The sequence below is a fragment of the Collinsella aerofaciens genome (assembly GCF_040920445.1).
In the GTDB taxonomy this organism is placed as follows: domain Bacteria; phylum Actinomycetota; class Coriobacteriia; order Coriobacteriales; family Coriobacteriaceae; genus Collinsella; species Collinsella aerofaciens_BH.
In genome coordinates this window covers 1-12,419 of sequence record NZ_JBCOTQ010000003.1, presented here as the reverse complement: position 1 = coordinate 12,419, position 12,419 = coordinate 1, and the positions used below count along the sequence as shown (strand labels likewise).

Sequence of the window (12,419 nt, the reverse complement as noted above, 5' to 3'; positions counted from 1 at the left end):
TGTCGTTGGAAGGGCGCCTTGCCACAAAATCACCTTCGCTCCTGTAGGAAGCCTAAATACCCCATGCGAAATTGCTGGTCACACGGGAGGCTATGTTGTCTATCGATAATGTTAACGTATTCTACTATACCTATCAGCAGTTATGCAGCGCCCTCAACACCACCCGAATACCGTTCACGGCTCATTTTCGACCGATTGCAGGAAAGCGAAGAAGTCCGTGGTTCCAGGTTATGAGTACGTTAACATAAAGCATAAACACACCGATACCAAGATGGCCTGCGCTCCGAGCGCGCAGGCCATGGCGTCGTATTCGAAAGGACGCTCATGATTACCACAACTCCGTTCGGCACCGCCCCCAGCGGCTCGCCGGTTACGGCCTATAACCTTGTTTGCGCAGGTGCCCGCGTGCGCGTCATGGACTATGGCGCGACCATCCTTGGCATCGAGGTTCCCGATGCCTCAGGCGATGTTGCCGACATCGTGCTCGGCTTCGATGCCCTCGATGGCTACTTCGACAATCCGGCGTGCTACGGCGGAACTATTGGCCCTTCGGCCAACCGAACGGATAAGGGCCAAATCGAGATTGCCGGCACGGTCTATCAGATGGCATGCAACGATGGTCCTGACAAAGCCAATAATCTGCACACCGACCTTGTGCGTGGCCTTCATAAGCGCGTGTGGAACGCCACAGTCGACGAGATTACCAACACGGTGAGCTTTACCTGCGAGCTGAAAGACGGCGAACTGGGCCTCCCGGGCAACCGCACCTTTACCGTTGCCTATGTCCTGCAGGCAGGGCCAACGGGTGCCGCAGAGCTCACCTGCACGCAAAGCTGCGTTACCGATGCCGACACCTTCGTCAACATGACCAACCACACGTACTTCAACCTTGCGGGGCACGATGCCGGCACGGTTCTGGACCAGATCGCGACTATCGACGCCGAGGCTTTCCTCCCCCAGCGCCAGGACAACGTCTCTTCTGGCGAGGTTCGCCCCGTGGCCGGCACGCCATTCGATTTCCGCGCACCCAAGGCGCTCGGCCGCGACATCGAGGCGAACGACGAGCAGCTCAAGATTGCACGGGGCTTTGACCATTGTTTCTGCCTGGATGACTTTACCCCCGATGCCGACCCGCGCCACGCACTGCGCTTGCAAGATCCAAACTCGCGCCGCACGCTCGACATCTTCGTAACCGCACCGGGCGCGCATCTGTATACCGGCAACTGGCTCAGCGATATCGACGCCAAAGACGGCTGCAGTTACGGTCCTCGCGACGGCGTCGCATTTGAGCCCGAGTTTTGGCCTGACAACAACCATCACACAGATTGGGCGCATCCCGTCTGCACGCCTGACCACCCATTTAGCTCGACGATCGTCTACCGATTCGCGACGATTTGTTAACCCACCCTCGTCGAGGTGCGAGGGAGCAGCGTTATGACTCCCGTCTACTCCCTCGCACCTTGATATGTTTACGTACTCATAAGCAAAGCCCGGTAACTCGGGATAACCAAGAAAGGAAGACACCATGACCGCCCCCGACGAAAAGACACTCGCCACGCTCACCAAGCTGTTTGAGGAGGAGTTTGGCCCCATCGGCGATCGCCAGGTGCTCTACGTGCACGCGCCCGGGCGTTCCGAGATCAGCGGCAATCACACCGATCACGAGGGCGGTCATGTTATCGCCGGCTCGCTCGATGTCGCCGTCGACGGCATCGCCGTGGCAACCGACTCCAACAAGGTCCGCGTTGCCGACGAGGGCTATCCCACGTTTGAGATCGCGCTCGACACACTGGATGTTCAGGAGTCCGAGAAGGGCGCGTCCGCAAGCCTCGTGCGTGGTATGGCCCACGAAATTGCAGCCCTTGGCGTTGAGCCCCACGGCTTCGACTTCGCCTTCACCTGCTCCGTCCCCTCGGGTGGCGGCCTTTCCAGCTCTGCCGCCGTCGAGGCCGCGTACGGTCGTGCCATGGAGACGCTCTGGGGCGCGCCCGCCATTGAGCCCGTCACGCTCGCTCAGATGAGCCAGCGCACCGAGAACAACTACTACGGCAAGCCCTGCGGTCTGATGGACCAGGCCGCTGTGTGCTTGGGCGGCTTCGCCTACATGGACTTTGAGGATCAGGCTCAGCCTAAGACCCAGAAGCTCGAGCTCAACTTTGAGGATCACGGCTATGCGCTCGTGCTCGTTAAGGTCGGCGCCGACCACGTGGCCGCCACCGATGACTACGCCGCCGTTCCGCGCGAGATGCAGGACGTCGCCGCCGAGTTTGGCAAGGCACGCCTGTGCGAGGTAAACGTGGCGGACTTTGACGCCAAGCTCCCCGAGCTGCGCGCCAAGCTGGGCGACCGTGCCTGCCTGCGCGCCGTTCACTACTGGTACGAAAACGGCCTGGTCGACAAGCGCTGGGTAGCCCTGAACGCCGGCGACATCGACCAGTTCCTGGTCCTGACGCGCGAGTCCGGCGCCAGCTCTGCCATGTACCTGCAGAATGTCGTTGCCAAGCTGGGCTCCGAGCAGCCTTCCATGTATGCCCTGGCGCTGGCCGAGCACGTGCTCGACGGCCGTGGCGCCGTTCGTATCCACGGTGGCGGCTTTGGTGGCACCATCCAGGCCTTCGTGCCGCTCGACCTGGTCGACACCTTCATCGCCAAGATGAACGGCTGGCTGGGCGAAGGCTCTGCCCGTCACTACGCCATCTCTGACAAGGGGGCTTACGCGGCATGGCTGTAATGACTGACGTGCGCGAGGCCGCGCAGAACCTGATCGAGTACGCTATCCACCGATCGATGATCGGCCAGGACGATCGCATCTGGGCATACAACACCATTTTGGAGTGCATCGGCGCCACGGGCCCCGCACTCGACATGACTTGGGCACTCCAAGTTGAGAAACTCTCGCTCTTGCACCCCGATACCCTGCCTGACTTTGACCTGGAGGGCACGCTCGCCGCGCTTGCCGAGGCCGCCGTTGCCAACGGCGCCGCCGAGGACACGGCGTCGGGCCGCGACCGCATCGCCATGCGCATCATGGGCGCGCTCATGCCGAGGCCTTCGGTTGTAAACGAGGAGTTCGACGGCCGCATGGGCGTCAACGAGCCCCGCGCCGCGACCGACTGGTTCTACGGTCTGTGCTGCGACGCCGGCTACGTGCGCCGCGCCGCCATCGCGCGCAATATCAAATGGAACACCCCCACCAACTGGGGTGACCTGGAGATCACCATCAACCTGTCAAAGCCCGAAAAGGACCCGCGCGATATTGCCGCAGCCGGTGCCGCCAAAAACACGGGCGAGAAGTATCCCGCCTGTCAGCTCTGCATCGAGAACGAGGGCTACCCCGGACGCTCCGCCGCAGCCGACGGCGGCGCTCATCCCGCCCGTCAGAACCTGCGCGTTATTCCCATCCAGCTCGACGGCGAGCGCTGGGGCTTCCAGTACAGCCCGTACGCGTACTTTAACGAGCACTGCATTGCCATGAGCTCCGAGCATCGCCCGATGCACGTCGACCGCAAGGGCCTGACCTGCCTGCTCGACTTTGTCGACCTGTTCCCGCACTACTTTATTGGCTCCAACGCCGACCTGCCCATCGTGGGCGGCTCGATTCTGTCGCACGACCACTTCCAGGGCGGCGCGCACGAGTTCCCCATGATGCACGCCGCCGAGGTCTCGCAGTTTAGCATGCCCGGCTTTGACCAGGTCAGCGGTACCGTGTTGCAGTGGCCGCTTTCGGTGCTGCGACTGCGCTCGCACGACCGCGCCCAGCTGCTCGACGCCACCGAGAAGATTATCCTCGCCTGGCGCGAGTGGACCGATGAGTCGGTGGGCGTCATCGCGCACACAGCCGACGGCGTGGCCCACAACACCGTGACGCCCGTCATCCGCCGCGTCGACTCCCGCGGCAATGCCGGCGGCGAAATCTACGAGGCCTACCTGGCGCTTCGCTGCAACATCACGACTGACGAGCATCCGCTGGGCGTATTCCACCCGCATGCCGAGTACCACCACATTAAGAAGGAGAACATCGGCCTGATCGAGGTCATGGGCCTGGCCATTTTGCCGCCACGCCTGGTTCCCGAGCTCGGCGCCGTCCGCGAGCACCTGCTGGCCGCCAAGGTCGACGCAAGCTACGACCTTGGCGCCGCACTCGAGGGCGACGACCTTTGCCGCAGCCACGCCGCATGGGCCGAGGATGTCTTTGCCCGCCGCGCCGACGAGCTTACGGCCGACAACGCCATCGATATCCTGCACGAGGAGGTCGGCGTGGTGTTTGGCCACGTGCTCGACAACGCCGGCGTCTTTAAGTGGGACGAGGCAGGACGTGCCGCCCAGCAGCGCTTTATCGACTCGCTGTAATGATCCCTTGGGGACGGAGGAAAACGGATCATTTCGTCTTCAAGACAACGGCGCCCGCCGGCAACATCGCCGGCGGGCGCCGTTTTTGAGTGTAGTCATTGGGGTCATTCTTAAGGGGCGTTCTTAAACGACTAGTCATTAAAGAGCGTCCCCAATGACTACTTGCGACCAAGGCAACGCCGGTGTCTTGGCAACGACAGCGAAAACGCCCCTAAGCGAGCAAGGTAACGTGAAAGAGGAGGGCATTGACCTTTTGGTCATGCCCGACGATTGAACGTCAGATTGCCGCTTAGGGGCGTTTGCAGCGTCGCGCCGTTACGCGGTTTGGTAAAACCGCGTAACCCTACAGTTCAGTCACGACAACGCTGTTGTAGATCTCGTCCCAGCGGTCCATGACCAGGTGGCCGGTCTTGGGATCCATGGCGTTGAGCTTGCCGCAGGTATTGGCGGTCTTGAGCACCGTGACGTCGTCGGCACCAGCCGCAATGGCATGCGCAAAGCCGGCGATGGTCGAGTCACCGGAACCCGTTGCGTTCACAGCCGCAATCGCGGGCGTCTTGGCGCGGAACGCGCGGCCCTCATGGAAGCCCACCGAACCGGCAGCGCCCATCGAAACGACAACCCAGGGAATACCGGCAAAGCGGTCATCGGCGGCAAGCGCCTCGCGCAGGGCATCGACATCATCGGTCGTAAAGGACGTACCCAGCAGGCCGTTAATCTCGGTCAGGTTGGGCTTTACGAGCTCAGGCTTGGCATCGGACTCCAGCGCGGCCTCCAGCGATGCACCCGAGGTGTCGAGCAGCACCTTGGCGCCCGCCTCCTCGGCGATCTTAACGAGCTCGGCATAATAGCCGGCATCGACACCACGCGGCAGCGAGCCCGAAAGCGTCACAACGTCCGCCTTCGCTGCAAGCTCGGCAAACTTGGCCGTAAAGGCCTCGAGCTCGGCCGGGGCGATCTGCGGGCCGCTCTCCAAAAGCTCGGTCTGATTACCCTCGTGCAGAATATTCAGGCAAATGCGCGTCTCACCGGCGATGGGCACAAAGTCGTTCTTGACGCCGTCGGCATCCATAAGCTCGGCCATATAGGCACCCATGTGGCCGCCGAGCAGACCGGTCGCGAGCACATCGTCGCCCAACTGCAGCAGCACACGGCTCACGTTGAGGCCCTTGCCGCCAGCGGTCTTTTCGGGCGTCACACGGTTAACATCGTCGATGATCAGCTTGTCGAGCTGATAGCGCGTATCAATCGACGGGTTCATGGTAACGGTCAGAATCATGTTGAACTCCTGTTCCGGGGCGGCATGACCCGCCCCAAACATACGATAACTCGTTAAAGGATCTCGATCTCAAAGCCGCGGGTGACGGTCTCTCCCGGCTTAGCCACCAGGCAGCCGCGCTTGTGCTCCAGGATATCGTCCTCGTCGGAGCAGGTGGACAGACCACCCCACGGTTCAACAGCCACAAAGTCGCCCTCGGGCTTGCTCCACACAATCAGGTACGGCATATCGGGGAACGTCAGGCGCACGCCCTTGTCCTCGGTTTTCTTGGTCAGCGTAACTACGCGGCTCTCGAGCACGTCGAAGATGGTCTCCGCGAAGTCAAAGAGTTCATGGGTAAGCGGCAGGTTCTGGCCGATCATGGGGTTCTTGCTGCGATGCTCAACATCAATCAGGCCCGTCGAGGGAACGGCAGTGCAGAGGTCGGTGGCCTCACGCTGCTCAAAACGAAGCTCGTAGTCGTCATAGGACTCGCCCTCGTCGAGCGGGCACTTAAAGCCAGGGTGACCGCCCACAAAGAACGGCATGTCCTCGGTGCCCTCATTGGTCACCTCGTACGACACGGCCACCTTTTCCGAATCGATCGTGTAACGAGCAACGATCTTAAACGGATACGGGTACTGCTCGAGCAACTCGGCATGGTCGGTAGAGCTTAGGCTCAGCGCAACCATGTTGTCGCTCTGTTCCTCGAGCTTCCACTCCTGTTTGCGCGCAAAGCCGTGGCGGGCGAGCTTTACCTCGCGGCCGCCCATGGTCATTGCGCGACCGTCACGAAGACCGCCGCAGATCGGGAAGCAAATAGGTGCCTGGCCCGACCACACCGCCGGATCGCCCTGCCACAGGTACTCACGGCCGTTGGCCGTAATAGAAGTGAACGATCCGCCAGCCGTACTCAGTGCTACGCGGATAGAACCGTTATCAAGAACAAACTCCATAGGAGCCTTCCCTTTCTTACGACAGCCCGCCAAGTCAATAGGGCTGATAGAAAACCGGCCCGCGCCCCCTCACAGAAACGCGAGCCGTCAACGGACTAGTTAATTACGCCGGATACCCGCTAATCATGGTATTCGCCGCGGTCCCACTTCTCGAGGAACTCGTCAAAGAAGTGCGGGTCAGCCTGAGCCTCGGCGTCGGCCTTATTGCAGGCGTCGATCTTGGCGATCAGGGCGTCGTGCTCGGGAGTCTTCTCGTAGGGCTCCTCCAGGAAGGCAAGCATGATATCGGCCATCAGGAACTCGCCGGTGATCTTGCCGCCAAAGCCCACGATGTTGGCGTTGAGCTCGCGACGAGCATACAGGGCAGAGGTCATGTCGCGGACCAGGGCGCAGCGGGCGCCGGGAACCTTGTTGACGGCGTTGGTGATGCCGATGCCGGTGCCGCACAGGGCCACGCCAAAGTCGGCCTTGCCGCTGGCAACAGCCTCGCCCACGGCCTTACCGTAGATGGGATAGTGCGTACGGGTGTGGCTGTAGGTGCCGCAGTCGAGCACCTTGTAGCCAGCCTGCTCCAGGCGGTCGGCCAGATAGATCTTCTCGTCCGTAACGATATGGTCGCAACCGATTGCGATGGTCTTCTTCATCAGAACGTCCTTTCGTCTGAATTCACAAGTTGAGGTAGAAGTTCGAGTTCTCGGTGGCTCTCGTTAGGCCATCTTATTGAGCATGTCGACACGGATCTGGTGACGGCCGCCGGCGTACTGGGCGCGCAGGAACTCGCGGGCGATCTTCTTGGCGACCTCGGTGCCCACAACGCCCGGGCCCATGGTGACCATGCGCGAACCGTTGTGCTCGCGGGTCATGTAGGCGGAACGCTCGTCGGAAATGTTGGCAACGACCATGCCCTTGATCTTGACGGCGGCCATATAGGAGCCGACGCCGTACTTATCGAATGCGAAGCCCTGGGAATCCTTGTGCTCCAGCAGGTCCTTGGCAACGGCGGTCGCGGAATCGACAAAGTCCGCGGCAGGGGTCTCGGAATAGTCGACGACCTCGTGACCGTCGGCGATGAGCATCTCCTTGATGGACTCCTTCATCGACATACCGTCGGCATCGGAAGCGATTACAACCCTCATGACATCCTCCTTGAGAGATACGCAGGTGCGTAGTTTCTGTTTGGAAGTGTTGAATCGCGTTCAGGTCCGGGCATCTGAATGTGCGGTTCTTCACTGTTCATGTTTATTTGAACACATTCGAACAGCAACTGCAACAACTATTTGTTTATCTTTGTTCTTTTTTGAACAAATACCGTTCACGGATGATTGCTGACCGTTTGGGATCGGGTAAAGCCTAGTCTGCCACGTATTCGCCAAACAAAAGGGCGGCCGAGAACGCATCTCGGCCGCCCTTCGGCGGTATGCCCCGGTATATACGGCTGCTTTAGTTACTCGGACTGCCCGCCCTTCTTGGTATGCTTGGACGGAGCACTCAGAAAGCGGCCCGTCAAATAGTTCGCCGGGCCGGAAATATCAATCCCCAGTAGCGTGTGTCCCAGCCATAGAAACGCCGCGAGCACCAGCAGCGGGATAACGCACGAGGTCACGATCATCACAATGACGCCTTCGATGAGATCGGTCACTTGCTGCACAATTTCATCGGTCATCTGCTTGGCGCCGCTGGTCACCGACGTGACGAGGCCCGAGGCACCGTCGGCAAGCTGCTCGAGCACGCTCTTGGACTCTGCGGACTCGGTCTTTTTCTTGCTTGTTTTGGAGCTATCGCTATCTGCCGCACTCGCAGCGTCGGCCGCCTTTTGCTCGGCCGCCTCGATGCTAACGCGATACGTTTCGTCGACCTTCTGCGACACCCAAACGCTTGCAGGCACCAACGCCATGCCAATTATGGCGACCACCAGCACACGCGTTGCCACGCGGCGAATGACCGCGCTCGTGCTCCAGCGTCCGTGAATGCCAAGCGACACCGCGAAGAGTACGAGCGAGAACGGAATCAGGATGCCCAGCCCGACCGACCATAAAATGGTCAGCAGATATTTTTCGAGGTAGAGCACGGCAAGCACGATACCCAAGTTTCCCGAAAGCTGCGCGAGCTGCTCGGCAACTGGCGTTCCCGTATCGCCCGGCAGCGCAGTTATACCCGCAGATAGGGCGACGCACGAGGTCGTGAGCGCCAAAACGTTGCCCTTCTTTTGATCGATGACCTCGATGGTGGAGTCCCAAGTCTTGGTATCGGCGAAATGCGGACGAGCTACAAAGCCCGACAGCAGCGCCAGTACCACGAGCGCAACGATAAAGCCAATCTGCAGCTTTTTGTTTGCGCACACGACATCGGACAGGCTGGGCTGCAGCTCGGTTACCGTCGTATGCTCGGTTATCTGGACAGGACGCCCATGAGCCATCTCGTGCGCATCTGTCTTTTGAATCAATCCGTTGTCCGGCATTTGGACACCTCCTCATTCCGGCCTGCATTGCGGATGGAAGTATACCCACCCATCGAAAAACCGAACGGGAGGGCGTGCAGAAGCTCCAAGACTGCCCCCAACGACTAGTCGTTTAAGAACGTCCCCAATGACTGTCTCGGGATGAGTTGCGGTGGAATAGGGGTTGTTTTGCGCCCGCCGGCCCCTATTCAGTCCCTATTTCACCGCAACTTGGAGGAGGACAGAAAAAGCCCTGCCGCGGGTAGCGGCAGAGCTTTTGGAAGGGGACTTGGTTGTGAGGGCTCGTTAGGCGAGCTTGGCCTCGAGCTCGGCGATGCGCTTGTAGGCATCGATGGTAAAGCGGGTCTGCTTCTCCAGGATCATAGTGGTCATGAGGGTGTCCTGAGCGTGAGCCATGATGAAGGTCATTTCCATCTCGCCACCGCCGGCCTCCTGCGAAAGCAGTTTGGTCTGCGTGTCGTGGGCACCGATGAGCGCATCGCTGGCATCCTTGTGCAGCTGTTCGGCCTTCTCAAAGTCACCCTCGCGAGCAGCATCGAGCGCTGCAAGCAGATCGGTCTGGGCGTCACCTGCGTATGCGACGATCTCGAATCCAACCATCGAGATTTCTTCTTTGGTTGCCATGTTGCGTTCCTTTCACATATGAACCAATGGAGAGCATCGCGTCCGGGCATACGCGCTGCGTTGTGTATGACAGAAACAATAACATTCAAACAAAAAAGAACAGCTCAAAACGTAATTTCGAGCTATGAACGGTCACTTTTCGCCCGTGAACGGTTTTTAAACCAATCTGAACAATATCAAACACAATTATCGGCAACCCAAACAGGACCGCACCTAACGCAAATCGCGCACCGTATCGCCCTCTACTAGCACACCGGGGATCAGCATGTGCTCCACGCCAGACGCACCCCCATCGGCGTCGGCAATCTTGTCGACCGCCCACATGCCGACGCGCTTGTTGTCAAAGCGCACCGTGGTCAGGCGACGGTCGGGCACGATATCGCCCAGGCTGTCATCAACACCCACCACACTCACGTCCTCGGGCACACGCCTTCCGCATGACTCGAGCCCGCGAATGCAGCCGTATGCCATGGCATCGTTGGAAGCATAAATGGCCGTACAGGTCGGATCTTCCGCCAGAGCCTGACCGGCAGCATATCCGCTCTGTGCCGTCCAATCCCCACGGACGAGTCGCGGCGGCTCAATTCCATGCGCGCGCAATGTCTCGCGCCAGCCTTCCTCGCGCCGCATGCCCGAAAGCGAGCGCTCGGGACACGAGATAAAGTGCACGGTTTTGTGCCCCCGCCCCAGCAAGTACTCGACCACCTGGCGCGAGCAATCGAACTGGTCGTTATCGACCGTTGAACAGAGCGGGTGCTCCAGCATCGTAACGAGCACCGTCTGCATGCCGGGCAGCGGCTCGAAGGTGCCAAAGTCCGCCGGCATGCGGTTCATAATCACAACCATGCCATCCACCGGCAGTGCGCTCATGCGCGACGATGCGCTCTCGAGGGTATACGGATGCCCGTCTACTTTAGTGAGGGTGATGGCATAGCCATGTTTGTCGGCCGCGGCGGCAAAGCCCTCCATACGGTCGAGATTGCCGGTGCCGGTAATGTTGAACATGGCGACGCCGACGGTCTTAAACTTACCGCGGCGCAGCGATCGACCGGCAAAATTGGGGCGATACCCCAGCTCGCGCATGGCGGCACGCACGCGTTCCTTGGTCTCGGGGCGCACGCTGGGCGAATCGTGCACGGTGCGCGAGACCGTCTGCTCCGAGACGCCCGCGAGGCGCGCTACGTCTTTGACGGATACCGATTTTTTAACAGCGGCCATAGGTCGATCTTTCTATGTCGACGATGCCATTGGTGGCACCTTGCGCAGTCATTTTTAACGCCTTCAAGTATATCCAACGCCTCCCCCACCATACGCTCACCACCCAAAACCTACCGTTCACCGACATTTTTGCTTCCCCGAACGGCTTTTGGTACCCAAATGTTAACGTTGCCATTGTGCAAACACAGAGCCACCGGGCGGCTCAAACGTTTACGCGTAAGGAATCGACGGTTCGCAGGCACAGGAACCACCGGTTCGCGTCTTTTTTTGTGTCACAAAATGGCAACGTCAACATTTTGGCAACCGAACGCCAAAAGCTACCATCGTTGCTAACCCACCGACTCTTAGGAGCATTGCATGGAGCAACTCATCGCCATCATCGAAAAGGGCCAGCCCTTTTTCAACGCGATCGCCCGCAACAAGTACCTCAAGGCGATCCGCGACGGCTTTATCTCCGTCATCCCCATCATCATCTTCTCGTCCATCTTCTGCCTGGTAGCCTCGGTTCCCAACATCTGGGGTTTCTACTGGCCCGATGACATCAACAACGCCCTGTGGAAGTGCTACAACTACTCCATGGGCATCCTGGCCATCGCCTGCGCCGCCACCACGGCCAAGCACTTCGCCGACGCTCAGAACCGCGATCTGCCCAAGAACAACCAGATCAACTTCATCTCATGCATGTGCGCGGCCATCATCGGCTTCTTGCTCCTTTCGAGCGACACCATCGCCACGGACGCCGCCAGCGGCTTCAACACCACCTACCTTGGTTCCAAGGGCCTGCTGACCGCCTTCATCGCTGCGTTTGTGACCGGCATCATCTACAAGTTCTTCATTAAGCGCAACATCACCGTCAAGATGCCCGAGCAGGTTCCGCCCAACATCTCGCAGACCTTCAAGGACATCATCCCCTTCTCCGTCTGCATCACCGTCTTTTGGGTCTTTGACATCGTCTTCCGCGCTGCTTTTGGCTTCTGCTTTGCCCAAGGCGTCATCCAGGTGTTCCAGCCCCTGTTCACCGCTGCCGATGGCTACATCGGCCTCGCTGTGATCTACGGCGCCATGAGCCTGTTCTGGTTCGTGGGCGTCCACGGCCCCTCAATCGTCGAGCCCACCATCGCCGCCGCCCTCGTTGCCAACATGACCGACAACCTGGCTGCGTTCCAGGCTGGTCAGCACGCTTCTGCTGTCCTGACCCAGGGTGCCCAGTACTTCGTCGTCTGCATGGGCGGCACCGGCGCCACGCTCGTCCTGGTCTTTATGTTCTGCTTCCTGGCCAAGTCTCAGGAGATGCGCGCCGTCGGTAAGGCCGCCATCGTCCCCGTCTGCTTTGCCGTCAACGAGCCGCTGCTGTTCGCCGCACCTATCGTGCTCAATCCCGTCTTCTTTGTCCCGTTTGTCTTTGCCCCGATCGCCAACATCTGGATCCTCAAGATCTTTATCGACTTCTTGGGCATGAACGGCTTTATGTACACCCTGCCTTGGACCGTCCCCGGCCCCATCGGCACCATCATGGGCTTGGGCTTCCAGCCGCTCGCCTTTGTGATGCTCGCCC

At 59.9% G+C, this 12,419-nt stretch carries 11 protein-coding genes; 4 read left to right on the top strand and 7 right to left on the bottom strand.

What is annotated here, in order from left to right; all coding sequences use genetic code 11:
* The first annotated feature begins 324 nt into the window (after positions 1-324).
* The 3 genes from AB5405_RS00700 (at position 325) to AB5405_RS00690 (ending at position 4,350) form a co-directional block, all read left to right on the top strand.
* Positions 325-1,401 (top strand): aldose epimerase family protein, encoded by a 1,077-nt coding sequence (locus AB5405_RS00700; RefSeq protein WP_368137228.1) that lies wholly within the window; start codon positions 325-327, stop codon positions 1,399-1,401.
* A gap of 124 nt (positions 1,402-1,525) precedes the next feature.
* Positions 1,526-2,731: a galactokinase gene (locus tag AB5405_RS00695; protein WP_368137226.1), complete on the top strand. Its 1,206-nt coding sequence runs from the start codon at positions 1,526-1,528 to the stop codon at positions 2,729-2,731.
* Complete coding sequence (locus tag AB5405_RS00690; RefSeq protein ID WP_368137225.1) at positions 2,722-4,350, top strand: UDP-glucose--hexose-1-phosphate uridylyltransferase; 1,629 nt, start codon at positions 2,722-2,724, stop codon at positions 4,348-4,350. The genes AB5405_RS00695 and AB5405_RS00690 overlap by 10 nt, the downstream gene beginning before the upstream one ends.
* Positions 4,351-4,693: 343 nt before the next feature.
* Here AB5405_RS00690 and AB5405_RS00685 read toward each other — a convergent pair whose 3' ends face one another.
* The 7 genes from AB5405_RS00685 to AB5405_RS00655 all read right to left on the bottom strand — a co-directional run bounded on the left by AB5405_RS00685 (position 4,694) and on the right by AB5405_RS00655 (position 10,864).
* Positions 4,694-5,629, bottom strand: a complete 936-nt coding sequence (locus AB5405_RS00685; protein ID WP_152067580.1) for a hexose kinase — start codon at positions 5,627-5,629, stop codon at positions 4,694-4,696.
* A gap of 53 nt (positions 5,630-5,682) precedes the next feature.
* Complete coding sequence (locus AB5405_RS00680; protein WP_368137223.1) at positions 5,683-6,564, bottom strand: aldose 1-epimerase family protein; 882 nt, start codon at positions 6,562-6,564, stop codon at positions 5,683-5,685.
* Between the two features lie 119 nt (positions 6,565-6,683).
* The gene (gene lacB, locus AB5405_RS00675) at positions 6,684-7,208 is read right to left on the bottom strand and encodes a galactose-6-phosphate isomerase subunit LacB (RefSeq protein WP_006234831.1); all 525 of its coding nucleotides are present in this window, start codon (positions 7,206-7,208) and stop codon (positions 6,684-6,686) included.
* 63 nt (positions 7,209-7,271) lie between these two features.
* On the bottom strand, positions 7,272-7,700 hold the full coding sequence (gene lacA, locus AB5405_RS00670; protein WP_006234830.1) for a galactose-6-phosphate isomerase subunit LacA: 429 nt from the start codon (positions 7,698-7,700) through the stop codon (positions 7,272-7,274).
* Positions 7,701-8,008: 308 nt separating this feature from the next.
* Positions 8,009-9,022, bottom strand: a complete 1,014-nt coding sequence (locus AB5405_RS00665; RefSeq protein ID WP_368137221.1) for a hypothetical protein — start codon at positions 9,020-9,022, stop codon at positions 8,009-8,011.
* 285 nt (positions 9,023-9,307) lie between these two features.
* Positions 9,308-9,646: a PTS lactose/cellobiose transporter subunit IIA gene (locus tag AB5405_RS00660; RefSeq protein WP_006234827.1), complete on the bottom strand. Its 339-nt coding sequence runs from the start codon at positions 9,644-9,646 to the stop codon at positions 9,308-9,310.
* A 213-nt stretch (positions 9,647-9,859) separates the two neighbouring features.
* Positions 9,860-10,864, bottom strand: a complete 1,005-nt coding sequence (locus AB5405_RS00655) for a LacI family DNA-binding transcriptional regulator (protein WP_368137219.1) — start codon at positions 10,862-10,864, stop codon at positions 9,860-9,862.
* 357 nt (positions 10,865-11,221) lie between these two features.
* Here AB5405_RS00655 and AB5405_RS00650 point away from each other — a divergent pair.
* On the top strand, positions 11,222-12,419 hold a 1,198-nt coding region (locus AB5405_RS00650), incomplete at its 3' end, for a PTS transporter subunit EIIC (protein WP_368137218.1).